14 protein-coding genes are annotated in these 15893 nt (G+C 42.7%); 9 read left to right on the plus strand and 5 right to left on the minus strand.

The annotated features are described in order from the left end of the window. The first annotated feature begins 197 nt into the window (after window positions 1–197). Window positions 198–2630, plus strand: coding sequence for a transglycosylase domain-containing protein (locus tag TY49_RS14870; RefSeq protein ID WP_439646173.1), 2433 nt, complete (start codon window positions 198–200; stop codon window positions 2628–2630). A gap of 289 nt (window positions 2631–2919) precedes the next feature. On the opposite strand, the gene TY49_RS14880 is transcribed toward TY49_RS14870, so the two are convergent. After that, a complete protein-coding gene (locus tag TY49_RS14880) occupies window positions 2920–3243 on the minus strand; it encodes an HPr family phosphocarrier protein (RefSeq protein WP_041966696.1) in 324 nt (107 codons plus the stop codon). A 262-nt stretch (window positions 3244–3505) separates the two neighbouring features. Here TY49_RS14880 and TY49_RS14885 point away from each other — a divergent pair, with 262 nt between their 5' ends. The 7 genes from TY49_RS14885 (at window position 3506) to fumC (ending at window position 12160) form a co-directional block, all read left to right on the plus strand. Beyond that, a complete protein-coding gene (locus TY49_RS14885) occupies window positions 3506–4786 on the plus strand; it encodes an MFS transporter (RefSeq protein WP_041966697.1) in 1281 nt (426 codons plus the stop codon). 174 nt (window positions 4787–4960) lie between these two features. Next, on the plus strand, window positions 4961–5512 hold the full coding sequence (gene sigY, locus TY49_RS14890; protein WP_041966698.1) for an RNA polymerase sigma factor SigY: 552 nt from the start codon (window positions 4961–4963) through the stop codon (window positions 5510–5512). Further along, complete coding sequence (locus TY49_RS14895; RefSeq protein ID WP_041966699.1) at window positions 5478–5825, plus strand: YxlC family protein; 348 nt, start codon at window positions 5478–5480, stop codon at window positions 5823–5825. Before sigY ends, TY49_RS14895 begins: the two co-directional genes overlap by 35 nt. Beyond that, entirely contained in the window at window positions 5822–6028 is a 207-nt protein-coding gene (locus TY49_RS14900) for a hypothetical protein (RefSeq protein ID WP_041966700.1), read from the plus strand. Before TY49_RS14895 ends, TY49_RS14900 begins: the two co-directional genes overlap by 4 nt. 524 nt (window positions 6029–6552) lie before the next feature. Continuing rightward, window positions 6553–8310, plus strand: a complete 1758-nt coding sequence (locus tag TY49_RS14905) for an ABC transporter ATP-binding protein (RefSeq protein ID WP_041966701.1) — start codon at window positions 6553–6555, stop codon at window positions 8308–8310. Further along, window positions 8307–10310 carry an ABC transporter ATP-binding protein gene (locus tag TY49_RS14910; RefSeq protein ID WP_041966702.1) on the plus strand — a complete coding sequence of 668 codons (2004 nt, stop codon included), beginning with the start codon at window positions 8307–8309 and terminating at the stop codon, window positions 10308–10310. Before TY49_RS14905 ends, TY49_RS14910 begins: the two co-directional genes overlap by 4 nt. Before the next feature lie 470 nt (window positions 10311–10780). Continuing rightward, window positions 10781–12160, plus strand: a complete 1380-nt coding sequence (gene fumC / locus TY49_RS14915) for a class II fumarate hydratase (protein ID WP_041966703.1) — start codon at window positions 10781–10783, stop codon at window positions 12158–12160. 157 nt (window positions 12161–12317) lie between these two features. Here fumC and TY49_RS14920 read toward each other — a convergent pair whose 3' ends face one another. Next, on the minus strand, window positions 12318–12521 hold the full coding sequence (locus TY49_RS14920) for an alpha/beta-type small acid-soluble spore protein (RefSeq protein ID WP_023615428.1): 204 nt from the start codon (window positions 12519–12521) through the stop codon (window positions 12318–12320). A 356-nt stretch (window positions 12522–12877) separates the two neighbouring features. Here TY49_RS14920 and TY49_RS24295 point away from each other — a divergent pair, with 356 nt between their 5' ends. Beyond that, window positions 12878–13120, plus strand: coding sequence for a hypothetical protein (locus tag TY49_RS24295; protein WP_084135499.1), 243 nt, complete (start codon window positions 12878–12880; stop codon window positions 13118–13120). A 49-nt stretch (window positions 13121–13169) separates the two neighbouring features. Here TY49_RS24295 and TY49_RS25430 read toward each other — a convergent pair whose 3' ends face one another. The 3 genes from TY49_RS25430 to TY49_RS14930 all read right to left on the minus strand — a co-directional run bounded on the left by TY49_RS25430 (window position 13170) and on the right by TY49_RS14930 (window position 15738). After that, window positions 13170–13292, minus strand: a complete 123-nt coding sequence (locus tag TY49_RS25430; RefSeq protein ID WP_269745752.1) for a hypothetical protein — start codon at window positions 13290–13292, stop codon at window positions 13170–13172. A gap of 321 nt (window positions 13293–13613) precedes the next feature. Further along, complete coding sequence (locus tag TY49_RS14925) at window positions 13614–14714, minus strand: ABC transporter ATP-binding protein (protein WP_041966704.1); 1101 nt, start codon at window positions 14712–14714, stop codon at window positions 13614–13616. A gap of 124 nt (window positions 14715–14838) precedes the next feature. Continuing rightward, a complete protein-coding gene (locus TY49_RS14930; protein ID WP_041966705.1) occupies window positions 14839–15738 on the minus strand; it encodes a PucR family transcriptional regulator in 900 nt (299 codons plus the stop codon). Between the last annotated feature and the right edge of the window lie 155 nt (window positions 15739–15893).

A 15893-nucleotide genomic window follows, 5' to 3' on the forward strand; every position in this document is an offset into this window, starting at 1 on the left:
TACCGTGTTCGGACAAAACAACGTCTCCAGCATGAGGTTTTGTCTGAAGTGATGGCTGGTTTTGAAAATGAATTGGCCTTTTGCTTGCTTATATGTCTTTTTTCCTCATATTTAGCCAATATGTGTTAATCCCTTTTAAAAATGGGTAAAAGAAAGTGTCATATTTATAAACTATTTTTAAAAGGTTGGGGTGCTCAGTGAGCAAAAATTCTATAGCGACACGTTTTTTAAGAGGCTGGAAAAGGCTTCATATGAACCAGGTGCTGGTTTTGTCTGTTTCAACAGCGATACTGGCTTTCTTGAGTTTTTTTCATGTATATTCTGAGGGTGCTGACATCAGTGCATTGAATGATGACATGTCACAGTCAACAGTCATCTACGATGCTAGTGGTGAAGTGGCCAGCAAGATTTCGGCTCTGAAAAATGAGGGGGTCAAGATTGAAAATGTCCCGGATCATGTCAAGAATGCTGTAATTGCCATCGAGGATCACCGTTTTTATGAACACGATGGTGTGGACCTTGTCGGAATTTCACGGGCATTTGTGCAAAACGTCAAAGCAGGAAGTATTGTTGAAGGTGGAAGCACGATTACACAGCAGTTAACAAAGAATGCTTTGCTATCGAGCGAAAAGACATATAAAAGAAAGCTCGAAGAATTTTTCATGGCAAGGGAAATCGAAAAGCAATATTCCAAAGATGATATCATGCAAATGTATTTGAATCGTATTTATTTCGGAAATGGTTCATGGGGAATCAAACGGGCAGCAATGGGGTACTTTGGCAAGGATGTTAAAGATCTTTCTATAAGCGAAGCGGCTATGCTTGCTGGCTTGATCAAGGCACCGTCTGCATTGGATCCTAATAAAAATTATGATGAAGCAGTGGACAGACGAAATCTTGTCCTCCAAATGATGAATACCCATGGTTTTATTAAGGAAGAGGAATATAAAAAGGCAGTTGCTGAAAAGATTGTACTCAATGAAAAAGGCGGAGATCCGTTGCGTGGCCGCTATCCATATTATGTTGATCATGTTATTGATGAAGCAATCAAAAAATACGGTCTTACTCAGGAAGAAATTTTAACTGGCGGATTGCAAATTCATACTGAACTTGATGTGACAATGCAATCAGCTGTGGAAGCGACTTACGCGAAAGATGACCTGTTTCCAAAAGGCACTGAAAAGCAAATCGTCCAAAGCGGAGCAGTTCTGGTTGATCCAAAAACAGGTGGGATTCGTGCCCTTGTAGGCGGCCGCGGTGAGCATGTGTTCCGTGGTTATAATCGCGCTACTCAGTTAAAAGCACAGCCAGGCTCAACAATGAAGCCTCTTGCCGTATTTGCACCAGCGCTTGAAGAAGGCTGGGGCGTTACGGACATGCTTAAAGACGAAGAAATGGAATTCAAAGATTATAAGCCTCAAAACTACAATGATAAATATAAAGGCGAAGTCCCGATGTATGAAGCATTGAGAGATTCATTGAATGTGCCTGCCGTATGGCTGTTGGATGAAATAGGGATAGTCAAAGGCATGGAATCGGTAAAGAACTTTGGCATTAAGCTTGATCCTAAGAATGACCGTAATCTTGGCCTGGCACTTGGAGGCTTATCTACTGGCGTATCTCCAGTAACAATGGCTGAAGCATATTCAGCATTTGCCAACGAGGGTGAACGTCATGAAACGCATGCAATCACCAAGATTGTTGATAAAGAAGGCAACACCATTGTTGAATATAAAGGGAAGAAGAGCAAGGCTGTATCAAAAGAAACCGCAGAGAAAATGACAACCATGCTTCTTGGTGTCGTTCAGGAAGGAACAGGGAAAGGTGCCCAAATCGAGGGTAGAGAATTAGCGGGTAAAACTGGCTCAACACAGGTTCCGATTGAAGGCGTCAAAGGAACGAAGGACCAGTGGTTTGTAGGGTATACTCCACAGCTTGTTGGCGCTGTATGGGTTGGTTATGACAAGACAGATAAGGAACACTACTTAACCACTACTAGCAGTGAAGGAGCCGCCTTGGTCTTCAAGGACTTTATGAAGGAAGCATTGAAAAATACAAAAGCACGATCCTTCAATGTTCCTCCACTTTCTAAATATATCGAGGAACACAAGAGGCAGCAGCGTGCCAAGTCTGTAAAAGAATTAGAGGAAAGGGTTAAGAGGGAAGCAGAAAAACTAAAGAAGCAATGGGAAGAAGCAAAAAAGAAGCTGAAAGAGAAGAAAGAAAAGCCGAAAGAAGAAGCAAAAAAGAAAGATAAAAAGGAAACTAATACTGAATCGGCAGCAGCGTCAACGAATTCTGGCAACAGCAATGACACCAGTGAAGCGAGTGATAAAAAGGATACCGGTGAATCCGATGACTCTGGTGATGAAGGAAATACCGGAGGCGAAGGAGATACCGGAGGCGAAGGAGATACCGGAGGCGAAGGAGATACCGGAGGTGAAGGAGATACCGGAGGCGAAGGAGATACCGGAGGCGAAGGAGATACCGGAGGTGAAGGAGATACCGGAGGCGAAGGAGATACCGGAGGTGAAGGAGATACCGGAGGCGAAGGAGATACCGGAGACACCGGAGAATCTGAAGACGACGGATCTGATGATAAAGAAAAAGATGATGATAGCAATAACTGATGCTAAACAGCACGGGGGATATGTCTCCTGTGCTGTTTTTATGTGTATTCCTTTGCGAGGTTAGAATTGATTTCAACAAAAAGTCGAGTATCTCGCAGAAAACATTGGATGTCCTCATGAAAACTACTGGAGTGAACATAAAAAAAGACCTGCATTTAAGCAGGTCTTTACTAAAATCAAATTATATTAAGCTTAATAGGAAACCGATTACGACTACAGCGCCGATAATCATAAGAATTGTTCTTACCATGTAACTTCACCTCAGTCATTATTTTATCTATTATTAGGACTAAATTTGGAATGATTCGGAAGACTCAATAAGTCGCTTGCGTTTTACGCGAAGGACAGAAGCTTCATTCGTAAGCAGCTTAGTCAGCTGGTTTAATTTCGGTTCTACATCTGTACCTTCCAAAATAATTTTTAAAGTTGTATTTGGTTCAACTGTCAGCAGGAAAGAAACAAGCTTAGACAATGAAGTTGCCTCAACTGCCTTCTGGCGGCTGTATAGGTAAGTCGTACCGTCCAACTTTTTAGCAGCCTGATAGATTTCAAGCATCTTCTTCATAGTGAATCTTTTCTGAACCATAACATTAGATGACATAATCTCTTTCATTTATATATAACTCCTTTAATGAATCATTTTTATTAGGTTAATAGAATATTACCCCGTTAACTTGGTTCGAAAACCTTTAGAGGTTAAATTGGGCGGAGTTGGCAGGCTAACCAGCTTGAAAGCATCTGAAGCCAGGGTAGTTCTCAAGTGCAGAGGCACTCCGTCTGAGGATGGAGAAAGAAACGGTCAGGAGAAAGTTTATTGTTACCTGAAAATTAAGTTAATATGAGGTTATTAAAAGAGATGCGAGGAGTAGAAAATTATGAAAAAATTTGCGGAGATTTTCAGGAACAGGAGTTTCACGAAGTTATTTTTAGCAAACTTCACTTCCCAAATGGGCAGTACAATCGGATTGACAGCCTTCATGTTTTTCTTACTGGACCGTTTCAGCTCCCAGCCCGCCTATGCGACAATAACCGAGCTGATGTATTCCGTGCCAATGCTTGCGGTGTTTTTCCTGATCGGGGTATTTGCGGACAGGATGGATCGGCAAAAAATCGCCATTTATTGTGATTGGATTAGTGCCGGGTTATCTGTCGCATTGATTGCTGCAATCTATGTTGGCTGGATGCCGTTGGTCTTTGCTGTTCTGTTTTTGAGAAGCGCGGTTCAAAAGTTCTTTTTCCCGGCTGAGCATGGGATGGTACAAGGAATCTTGAAAAAAGAGGACTACACAACTGCAGCTGGTTTGAATCAGCTCGTGATGAGTCTGTTCATGTTGTTTGGCAATGGACTAGGGGTACTCGCTTATTGGTCGGTTGGTATTTATGGCGCTATATTAGTTGACACTCTGTCGTTCATCATCAGTGCATTACTCATTCAGAAGACTGACGTTTCGAATGAGGCGCGACTGCCAAATGGCTCTCATACACTAAAGGATTTGAACATCCAAATGGTCTTCAAGGACTTTAAATACGGTTTTAAGTATGTCTTGAGCAGTAAATTGTTGTTCACTCTGATCATCGGTTTTTTTATCTTTGGAATCGTAAATGGCGGCTTCTCCGTCATGCCAATTTTCATTCTGAAATATAAGCTGGCTCCAGATACGTATGAACAATACTCGATTGTCATCGGCTTCGTGTTTGGCATCGGGGTGTTGATTGGCAGCTTTATTGCGTCATTGCTTTCTCAAAAAGTGAAGCTCTACCACCTGATTTCAGTAGGTTTGATCATCTCTGGCAGCTTTACGGCTCTCGCATCACTGCCAAACAATATTTATCTATTCCTGGGAATCCTGTTTATCTCTGCACTGGCGTTACCGCTTATAAATGTAGGAATTGGAGGGTGGCTTCCGAGCATCATAGATCCGAAAATGATGGGCAGGGTCCAGGGACTAATCAGCCCGCTTAACATGCTATCTCATTCATTGACTCTTGCATTCATTGCGTACAGCTTTCCGGCTCTGCTAACAATTGAAATGCTATATTGGATTGTCGGCGGCTGCCTCGCCATTGTTGGGGTGTTTTATATGATTGTTTTGCCTAAGCTCGCAGAAGAGAGTGGGTCCGCTGTTAAAGAGTCTGCTGTCGAGCAGGGGATATAGAGGAAAGTCCATACAGGGCTTTCTTTTTTCGTAGACTTCATTTTCAATTGAATTATACAGAGCCAACTTTTAAAAAATTTATTTGAACGATTCTTTACTTCATGCGTCTAATTAATAAATAATCAATCTAAGAGATAATTTTTCGGGGTGGCGGGGAAAGAGAGGCATGCTTTGATGGATGAGAAAGAGTTAATCAATAGCGCTAAAAAGGGCGACCACCGTTCGTTTGCTATGCTATTCAGGAGTCATTATCCCCTGCTGGTAAAATACCTGGTGAAAATAACGATGAATCCTGATATCGCAGAGGAAATAGCACAAGCAACGATGGCTAAATGTGTGGAGAAAATCCATTTATTCAATGGGAAATCAAAATTCTCGTCATGGCTGATCAGCATAGCCACAAATATGTATATTGATCAGCACCGCAAAAAAAAGCGCGAGCGGGAATGGAACGAAGGAGAAGCAGCGTCACGCAAGCTGCAGTGGCAAATGGAATCGAAGAATGAAGAATGGACAGATGCGCTCGCTGCATTATCCAGGCTGACAGATGAAATGCGTATTCCTCTTATCCTTAAGCATTATTATGGATATTCGTACGATGAGATTAGTGAAATCCTGAATATCGCCGCTGGTACCGCGAAGTCTAGAGTCCACCATGGACTTCTAGCTGTTAGAAGGGAGCTGAAAGTAGATGAAAAACCAAAAGGGAATCTCGTCAAAACATGAACAAATGGATAAAGAATTTTTTGACACTATCAGCGCCATCAATAATGGACTAGACAAACTGGATTCCTTGGACACCTATACCCCTGTTGAAAAATGGTTTGAAGAGATGGTTCTGAATCAGCAGCAGGTTCAAAAGAAGAAATATCGCCGCGAGTTAGCGTGGTTCATTTTAAGTGCTATGCTGATTTTGAGCGGGGTGATCTTCACTATGCTGGAGCTCCCGATGCTCTTCTTAATGCTGCAGGCTGCGACGCTCGCGATTACAGCAATCTATAGTTTTAAAGGAGTACAAAAGCAGGTGGGCAGCCGATGAATGAGGAACTGTCACCTGTTATGCTGGCCGTGGTCGTTTTGATTCTATTGGTGCAGAGCATTTTTCTTTTTATAAATGCTCGAAAGCATGGCCATAATTATTGGCTTTGGGGAATCCTAGGTTTGATTCAGGCACCAATGCCGCTGCTATTTTATCTGCTGTTTGTACGAAAAATATGGCGCAGCAAGTCAGCTGAAAAGTAAAATGATGAAAAATATCGAAAAGTTAGAATTGACATTGTGACTGTTAAGGTGATAACCTTACAAAGGAATGGAAAATATAACTAAAAGGAGGGTTACGGATATGAACATTGTAAAAAACGCAAGATACGCTCAACTAAATACACGTAACCCATTCTTTTACCATAACTGATTTTTAATCAAGTTGCTCTGTGACTGAAAAGGCATGGGTTGCGCATCTGCGTGACGTATGCCTTTTTCTGTCTTTATCGAGTGATTCAAGACATATCGCATGCCGCGGTATGTCTTTTTTCATGTTCAGCGAGCGAATATCCATTCCAAAAATTATTAAGGAGGAATCGAAATGAGTAAGTCAAATGTAAGGGAAATGGTAAAAAAGGAATATCTTGAAAGCGGTTAGTCAGATTTGCTAGTTAGAAACATGTTGAAATTTTATTCCGAGAAATGCCGAACTCCAGCACCTAGCTCGAGAGGTTGCGGGGCTGACCAGGTGCTTGCGCTTTTCGACGAGAGGAGAATGATTATTTATGTTATCAGTTTTATCAAAGTTAAGCTGGTTTTTTAAAGAAAACTGGAAGAGATACAGTGTGGCTATCTCATTACTGATTTTTGTCGGTATTCTTGATGTCCTGCCGCCGAAAATCGTCGGGATGGCAATCGATGCAATCCAGATTGGTTCCATGAACGAGAATTTAATTCTAAAGTATATTGGCGGCCTCTTGCTGATTACGGTGGTCTCTTATTTCATCACTTACATTTGGATGTATCAATTATTCGGCGGAGCATTCCTGATTGAACGGAAACTCAGGACCCGCTTCATGAAGCATTTGCTGAAGATGACACCGACGTTCTTTGAAAGGAATCGTACAGGTGACTTGATGGCAAGGGCAACGAATGATTTGAAAGCAATATCAATCACGGCTGGTTTCGGAGTACTGACACTTGTCGATTCGAGCATTTTCATGCTGACAATCTTGTTCACAATGGGCTTTTTCATCAGCTGGGAGCTTACACTTGTTTCAATTATCCCACTGCCAATCATGGCATTTCTAGTTAACGTATATGGCAAAAAGATTCATTCTAAATTCACTTCTGCTCAGGATGCATTCGGCGAGCTGAATGACAGGGTGCTTGAATCCGTATCAGGAGTGCGGGTCATCCGTGCTTATGTACAGGAGAAATCCGATGAATCAAGGTTTCATGACTTGACTGAAGATGTCTATCGTAAAAATGTCGAAGTCGCGAAAATCGATTCTTTGTTTGAACCAACCATTAAGATCCTTGTTGGTATGAGCTATCTGATTGGTCTAGGATATGGAGCATTTCTTGTTTTCCAGCAAAAGCTGACGCTGGGAGAGCTGGTCAGCTTCAATGTATACCTGGGAATGCTGATCTGGCCGATGTTCGCAATCGGTGAACTGATCAATGTCATGCAGCGAGGCAATGCGTCTCTTGACCGCCTGAATGAGACATTATCGTACAAAGAGGATGTTGCCGATCCAGTGAAACCAGTGGAGGGCAATGATCCGGAGTATTTACAGATGTCCGAGTTCACATTCAAATATCCGTCATCCAATGTGAACAACCTAGATAATATCAAGCTGCATTTGAACCGTGGTGAAACGCTGGGGATCGTCGGGAAGACGGGGAGCGGCAAGACAACGCTGATCAAACAGCTGTTGAGGGAATATCCTGAAGGCAGTGGGAACCTCTTTGTATCAGGAGTGCCGATCCAGGAGCACAGCCTGAGGCAGACTCGGGGCTGGATGGGGTATGTTCCTCAGGAAAACATCCTTTTCTCCCGTTCGGTTAAGGAAAATATTCTGTTCGGAAACCCGATGGCTTCTGAAAAAGATTTGCAGGATATCATCGATTTGGCTGCTTTTCGCAAAGACCTGGAAATGCTGCCGGAAGGTCTGGAGACACTTGTCGGTGAAAAAGGGGTCGCGCTTTCTGGCGGCCAGAAGCAGCGTATTTCGATTGCACGTGCTTTGATCAAGGATCCGGAAATCCTTATTCTCGATGATTCGCTGTCAGCAGTCGATGCAAAAACAGAGAAAAAAATCATTGATAACATCCGCAGAGAGCGGAATGCGAAAACAACCATCATAACAACTCACAGATTGTCTGCGGTTGAGCATGCTGATCATATCGTCGTACTTGAAGATGGAAAAATAATTGAGGAAGGCATGCACGAACAATTGATGGCTGCTCAAGGTTGGTATTACGAGCAATATATCAAGCAGCAGGCTGCAGCAGTCGAAGAGGAGGTGCACTCCGTATGAGTACAGGAAAAAGACTGTTTAGATATGCGTTAAATTATAAGAAAATAATCCTGATTGCCCTGGCGATGCTGACTGTCGCTGTTGTTGCAGACCTGGCAGGACCATTCATAGCCAAGCGGATGATTGATAACCACATTTTAGGAATTGAGTCAGTCTGGCACAAGACAGAAGCTGGCGCTGGTGCAGTTGAATATAATGGCAGTTATTACACAAAGGATGGCGAAGCTGCGAACGCAGATTCTGCCCGGATTTTACAGGTTGGCAGGAATTTTTTATTTGTGGATGCTGATGTCGAATTCGATGGAAGCCGCAGCTATGAGGATGGGTTATTAACAATCAGCAAAGGGTCAAAGGCTGCGCAATATGAAGCAGAAGTTCTATCCGGCGATGATTTGATGAACTTTTACAAACCAGAAATCCCGAATATTATTAAGCTGCTTTCGTTTTATTTCGGCTTGCTGATCATTGCGTCCATCTTCCAATATGGGCAGAGATTTTACTTGCAAAAGTCAGCGAACCGGATTATCCAGAAGCTCCGGGAGGATGTCTTCAGACAGATTCAGCGGCTGCCAATTCAGTATTTTGACAATCTTCCTGCAGGGAAGGTCGTTGCGAGGATCACGAATGATACAGAGGCGATCCGCGAATTGTACGTTACGGTCCTTTCAACTTTCTTTACAAGTTTCATTTATATTACCGGCATCTATATTGCCTTGTTCATCCTGAATGCGAACCTTGCAGCAATTTGTTTACTGCTGTTGCCAATCCTGTTTGTCTGGGCGAAGCTTTACCGGAAGTACGCATCAAAATACAACCATGTCATCCGCTCCCGCGTAAGTGATATTAATGGCATGGTCAATGAATCGATCCAGGGCATGAGCATCATTCAGGCCTTCAGCCGGGAAAAAGAAACACAACAGGAATTCGAGACGTTGAACAAGGAGCATTTCACTTATCAAAATAAATTGTTAAGTTTGAATTCCTCAACCTCCCATAACCTTGTGGGAGTTTTAAGAAATATCGTCTTCGTGGCGTTCATCTGGTATTTCGGCGGTGAGGCACTTCAGCCATCTTCTGCCATTTCACTTGGTATGCTCTACGCGTTTGTCGATTATATTAACCGTCTGTTCAATCCTGTCCAGGGAATCGTCAACCAGCTGGCTAACCTAGAGCAGGCGCTGGTTGCTGGAGAGCGGGTGTTCAATCTTATGGATGAGGAAGGAATCGACGTAAGCGAGAAGGAGATTCCCCGATACAAAGGAAATGTCCTTTTCGACCATGTATCATTCGGCTATAAAAAAGGTGAGTATGTGCTTAAGGATCTTTGCTTTGAAGCAAAACAGGGTGAAACAGTCGCACTCGTAGGCCATACGGGATCAGGCAAAAGTTCGATCATGAACCTGCTGTTCAGGTTCTATGATCCGCAGGAAGGTAAAATTCTGATTGACGGCATGGATATTACTGAAATGCCAAGACAGACGTTGCGGAAGCATATGGGCATCGTCCTGCAGGATCCATTCCTTTTTACCGGCACAATAGCCTCCAACGTTAGCCTCGATCACCCTGACATCACCAGGGATAGGGTTGAGAAAGCGCTGGCCAGCGTTGGGGCAGACACCGTCCTGAAAAATCTTGAAAAAGGGTATGATGAGCCGGTGATTGAAAAGGGGAGTACGCTATCAAGCGGGCAGAGACAGCTGGTTTCTTTCGCCAGAGCCTTGGCCTTTGATCCGGCTATCCTGATTCTTGATGAAGCGACATCAAGCATCGATACCGAGACAGAAGCGATTATCCAGGAAGCTATGGATATCCTTAAGGAAGGCAGGACGACTTTCATCATTGCCCACAGATTGTCGACCATCCGCAATGCTGACCAGATCCTTGTGCTGGACCGCGGTCGAATTGTTGAAAAAGGGAACCATGATCAGCTGATGGAGCTTAAAGGTAAATATTTTCAAATGTACCAGCTGCAGCTTGGCAACAAAGTTAAGGCAGGTTAAAAAAATCCACACCCATTCTTTTTGGGTGTGGATTTTTTAGTGGGTAACCCTCGGTATTAAAAAATTGACGTTCATTGGGATATGGGTTTTGTAATATGAGAAACGTCACTTCGATCCCTGTTTTTGTCACAGAATGTTACGAAACCCTCCCGTTGCCGTTAGGCTTACTGTGGTAATTTAATAATAACCACATAAAATTTCAGGAGGTTGTCAAGATGGCGGAGTTCGCAGTAACCTTAAGCATCGCAAGCATAATGATCCTGGGCTATTATATAGGCTATGCAATTTATAAGGCATAACCTGGAGCGAAAATAGACATAATGAAAAGCGGAAGCAGCATTCATGACTGCTTCCGCTTTTTTGACGTTATATGCACTTTTCTGTAAATTCTTCTTAAAAACAGTTATCCTATAGGCGAAAATGTTTTAAATGTTTTGATAAGTTAATAATTAGATTGAGGAGGGATTGTGTTGTCAGATTATCGGATTGAAAGAGATACAATAGGCGAAATCAAAGTGCCATCAGAGAAGTACTGGGGTGCGCAAACACAACGGAGCAAACAGAATTTCAAGATAGGCACAGAAAGAATGCCAATTGATGTGATTTATGCATTTGCAGAAGTTAAGAAAGCTGCAGCTAGTGTGAATGCCGCTTCAGGAAAGTTGTCAGATGCAAAAGCGAAGGCGATCGAGGCAGCCTGCGATGAAATCCTAGCCGGGAATTTTGATACACATTTTCCGTTAGTCGTATGGCAGACGGGAAGCGGAACTCAATCCAATATGAATGTGAATGAAGTGGTTGCAAGAAGGGCGAGTGAACTGCTCAAAAATCAAGGGTCTGATGAAAAAGTCCACCCAAATGATGATGTGAATATGTCACAGAGCTCGAACGATACATTCCCGACAGCGATGCATATTGCTGCTGTCAAAAAAGTGACAGGTGAAGTATTGCCTGCTCTAGATCTTTTTAAAGAAACATTGAAGAAAAAAGAACAAGAATTCAATGACATCATCAAAATTGGCAGGACACACCTCCAAGATGCGACCCCATTGACATTGGGGCAGGAAGTCAGCGGCTGGAGAGCCATGCTTGAAAAAAATGAACAGATGATTAAGGATGGATTGAAATACGTACGAGATTTAGCGATTGGCGGAACTGCTGTAGGTACAGGCATAAATGCCGCGAAGGATTTTGGTGACAAGGTTGCAAAACAGCTTGTTGAACAAACGGGGGAGACATTCCATTCCGCTCCAAACAAATTCCATGCACTGACCTCACATGATGAAATCGTGTTCCTTCATGGAGCATTAAAAGGACTCGCAGCAGACTTGTTGAAAATTGCCAATGATGTTCGCTGGCTGGCCAGCGGTCCAAGAAGCGGGATTGGAGAACTATCGATACCGGCAAATGAGCCTGGCAGCTCCATCATGCCTGGTAAGGTTAATCCAACCCAGAGCGAAGCACTGACAATGGTAGCGACACAGGTGTTTGGAAATGATGCAACCATCGGTTTTGCTGCTAGCCAGGGGAATTTTGAACTGAATGTTTTTAAACCAGTTATCATTTATAACTTCTTGCAGAGTGCAAGGCTGTTGGCCGATGGAATGAGATCATTCAATGATAACTGTGCAGAAGGTATTGAGGCGAATCTTGATGTCATTGCTGGCCATGTTGAGCGGTCATTAATGCTTGTAACAGCTTTGAATCCACATATTGGCTATGAAAAAGCAGCAGAAATCGCCAAGCTCGCTTTCAAAGAAAATACAACCTTGAAAGAAGCGGCGATTAAAACAGGCTATTTAACATCAGAGCAATATGACGAGTGGGTTAAGCCTGAAAAGATGATTTAACAGAGTGCTTCTTCATTTAGCCGGAATAGGTGAATGGAAGTCAAACAAATTCAAGTTTCAGTTAAGCAGTTGCTTGAAAGGCTCAGAACTACAATTTAAAAGGCCCCCTTTGGAAAGGGGGCCTAGCCATTCTATTTAATTTTATTGTTAATTACAATTAGCGTGCAGAACCGCCAAGTTGTTGCTCAGCCATTTGAACTAGGCGCTTAGTGATTTCTCCACCAACAGATCCGTTAGCACGAGAAGTAGTTTCTCCACCAAGTTGTACGCCAAATTCTGTAGCGATTTCGTACTTCATTTGATCAAGAGCTTGTTGAACACCAGGAACTAATAATTGATTAGAGTTGTTACTGCTAGCCATTAATATTTCCTCCTTTGTGTTTTTCAAAGTTGTATTTGGGTTAGTATTGGACTTGAACCAATCATGGCTTTGCCATGCCGCCTGGTTTAACCCGTGATGGGAATATTGGCTGGGCTAGCCGGAATTGCACCGGCGCGCGTTATAGCTGCCTTCTAAGGCTTAACCCAATGATTTTGTTGCGCTTGTTGTTGCTGCGTTGTTTTCTGTTGCTGTTTTATTAATAACTAGTATGTTTTGTTTTGAGAAGTTTATGCGTCAAGTGATTTAGGTAATTACTTCCAAAATAATCAGTCTACATATCCATTTCTAATCAACGCAAACTATCGATATCAGTAAAGCAGAAAGGATTGAAGAGAATGGGGATGTGCCCGATTTGCAATGGCTTCAAGTCGATCACTCCGTCGTGTCCAAACTGCAGCGGCAGCATGGAGAACAATGGGCGAGAAGCAGACTTTTACGATGATTACAGTCCTTATATGCCAATCGATCAAATGAAGCTTGAAGATGGGTATCCAACTGATTTCGCGCAAGGGGAATGCCCGCATATGTTTAAATGTCCTAATTGCGGGTCTAGCAAGGTTTTCTTAATTAAAGAATGAGGTTTTCTATTCCATGGAACTAAAAAAAGCAACCGCACAGGCGGTTGCTTTAGATGAATGAAAAATCAAGAGCCGCTTCCATCTTGCGTACTAAATGTTCCTGAGGAACAAGCTGGTCTATAGCAACCATTTTTAATTGGTCTCGTTGGAGTGGATTGTTCTTCGAAAGCATCTTTTTTATCACCTAAAGCGTTATATGTATTTATTTAAAAATAGACTACGTTGTAGTTCCACGCTAAATTTAGAAGTTCTGTTGATTGGAGTGGAAGGCGCGTAGACTCCTGCGGGATCAGCTGGACAGGTGAGACCCCGCAGACGCCAACGGCGGCGAGGAGGCTCACCGCCAGCCCCGCGGAAAGCGAAGCGCCTGGAACGGAAATCAACAGCCCCATTTTCCCACCAAACAAAAAGACTGTAGACAATCTCGACTTCCATCGAGTTTGTCTACAGTCTGAAGCAACCGCACAGGCGGTTGCTTTTTTTACTGTCATTATTAAGGACGGATCCTACTTTCTGTTTCAGCATCAAAGAAGTGGACTTTATTCATATCGAATGCCAATTCGATTACCTGGCCTGGTTCTACATCTGTGCGTGAATCAACGCGAGCAACAAAGTCCTGGCCTTCAAATTGAGAGTAGATCATTGTTTCAGCACCAGTTAATTCAGAAACTTCAACAGTCGCTTTGATAGTAGCGCCTTGTGAAGCATCGATGAATACTGGCTCATCGTGAAGATCTTCTGGTCTTACGCCAAGGATGATGTCCTTGCCGACATAACCTTGAGAGCGAAGAACTTTCATTTTGCCTTCTGGAATAGCGATCGAAGAGTTATTGTTTGTGAATTTGCCTTCTTCAAGCTTACCAGTAAAGAAGTTCATGGAAGGTGATCCGATAAATCCGCCAACAAAGACGTTTTCAGGATTTTCGTAAACTTCTTTAGGAGCTCCAACCTGCTGGATGATACCATCCTTCATGACTACAAGGCGAGTTGCCATTGTCATCGCTTCAGTCTGGTCATGCGTTACGTAGATAGTCGTTGTATCCAGACGGCGGTGAAGCTTTGCGATTTCTGCACGCATCTGTACACGAAGCTTTGCGTCAAGGTTTGATAATGGTTCGTCCATTAAGAAGACCTTTGCGTCACGGACAATCGCACGTCCCAATGCAACACGCTGGCGCTGACCACCAGAAAGTGCTTTTGGCTTACGGTCTAAGTACGGCTCAAGACCAAGGATTTTGGCAGCTTCTTGAACGCGGCGATCAATTTCATCCTTAGCGAATTTACGAAGCTTCAATCCGAATGCCATGTTATCGTAAACAGTCATGTGTGGATATAGTGCATAGTTCTGGAAAACCATTGCGATATCACGGTCTTTTGGAGGTACATCGTTCACGCGCTTTCCATCGATATAGAAATCGCCTTTAGAAATCTCTTCAAGTCCGGCAATCATACGAAGTGTAGTAGATTTACCGCAGCCTGATGGGCCAACGAATACGATGAATTCTTTATCCTGGATGTGAAGGTTGAAGTCTTCTACAGCTGTTACTTTATTGTCATAGATTTTATAAATATTGTCTAATTTTAACTCGGCCATTTTGTTAAGCCTCCCTGAATGTTTGTCTACAAAAACAGTTTAGCGGAAATGACCTGAAATAAGCATCGGCAGGGTGCACAAAAAAATGTAAGCCCTTTTATGCAATTTGTTTAATGGTATTGAATCAGCGCATTTCTTCATAAATACTGGCAAGGTAAACGACAACGGCTGCATCAAAATCCTTTAAGCTGACGCCGGTCTTCTCCATGAACTTGTCCAATCTGTATTGAAGAGTATTGCGATGGACATAAAGTTTTTTGGCCGAAAGAGAGGCGTTAGAATTGTTTTCAAGAAATACTTTTATCGTAGCCATTAACTCTTTATCCTCTCCAAATGCCTCAAGGATGGTAGCTTCAAGAATTTCCTTAAGGTAATCTGGCAAATGTGTCGCTAACAGCAGTGGGAAAGCTTTTTCGAAGGTGTATACAGCATCACGGGTGGTATGTGTGGTCAATTCCTCGAATACTTGCTTTTCTCTTTTAAAAAAGTCAGGGAGCTGCATAGAAACATTCTTGTATTTGCCGATATAAAAGGAGATCTTTACATAGAAGTCACTCTCTAGTGTGGAGGCAATGGAAAAAAGATCATCAGCGTTTTCCGGCACTTCCTTTTTTTCTTCAATAATGATTCCGTACGAATCCTTTACCCAGAGGGTGGTATGGTCAGGAAAGAATCCTTTTAAAGCTTCATGGATTTCCTCTGATTCGATATTATTTGACTGCAACTTGAACTGGATGAAACGGACTTCGTCGATCGCTGCGGCTGGCAGAGCACCATCATGGAAAAGAAATTGATTCCAGGAATGCGCTGCTCCTTTTAGATGTGTATTATTTTCCAACTCGACAAATTCAAACAAGTTTTTCATTAGTTCAAGCTGGCTTTCAGAAATTTTATTTTTTGGAATACCAATCCACAAAGGACTTTCATCTGCCTCTTTAAACCAGTAGTAATCAGGTGATGGAGGGAGTGGGATATATTCATGCGTGACAGAATCAGGGAAATAAGATAATATTTTATTAATCATATAAGTATCCTCAGATTTAATTTGATAAAAGCTGACATATCTTTTATTATAACAGGTGTAGCTTTAAAATGTTAATTCGTGCAGAGAGCTATAATTGGTAGAAAAAAGGAAAAAATACTGGTATAATAGATACAATACGGGGTACCGTAAGAGAG

This window comes from Mesobacillus selenatarsenatis SF-1 (assembly GCF_000813125.1).
In the GTDB taxonomy this organism is placed as follows: Bacteria; Bacillota; Bacilli; order Bacillales; family Cytobacillaceae; genus Mesobacillus; species Mesobacillus selenatarsenatis.

Coding starts and splice junctions, on each gene's coding strand:
- TY49_RS14895 (WP_041966699.1), top strand. CDS start 5,478: ATGAAAAACCAAAAGGGAATCTCGTCAAAACATGAACAAATGGATAAA.
- TY49_RS14930 (WP_041966705.1), bottom strand. CDS start 15,738: ATGATTAATAAAATATTATCTTATTTCCCTGATTCTGTCACGCATGAA.
- TY49_RS14900 (WP_041966700.1), top strand. CDS start 5,822: ATGAATGAGGAACTGTCACCTGTTATGCTGGCCGTGGTCGTTTTGATT.
- TY49_RS14910 (WP_041966702.1), top strand. CDS start 8,307: ATGAGTACAGGAAAAAGACTGTTTAGATATGCGTTAAATTATAAGAAA.
- TY49_RS24295 (WP_084135499.1), top strand. CDS start 12,878: ATGGGGATGTGCCCGATTTGCAATGGCTTCAAGTCGATCACTCCGTCG.
- TY49_RS14925 (WP_041966704.1), bottom strand. CDS start 14,714: ATGGCCGAGTTAAAATTAGACAATATTTATAAAATCTATGACAATAAA.
- TY49_RS25430 (WP_269745752.1), bottom strand. CDS start 13,292: ATGCTTTCGAAGAACAATCCACTCCAACGAGACCAATTAAAAATGGTT.
- TY49_RS14885 (WP_041966697.1), top strand. CDS start 3,506: ATGAAAAAATTTGCGGAGATTTTCAGGAACAGGAGTTTCACGAAGTTA.
- TY49_RS14920 (WP_023615428.1), bottom strand. CDS start 12,521: ATGGCTAGCAGTAACAACTCTAATCAATTATTAGTTCCTGGTGTTCAA.
- sigY (WP_041966698.1), top strand. CDS start 4,961: ATGGATGAGAAAGAGTTAATCAATAGCGCTAAAAAGGGCGACCACCGT.
- TY49_RS14880 (WP_041966696.1), bottom strand. CDS start 3,243: ATGAAAGAGATTATGTCATCTAATGTTATGGTTCAGAAAAGATTCACT.
- TY49_RS14905 (WP_041966701.1), top strand. CDS start 6,553: ATGTTATCAGTTTTATCAAAGTTAAGCTGGTTTTTTAAAGAAAACTGG.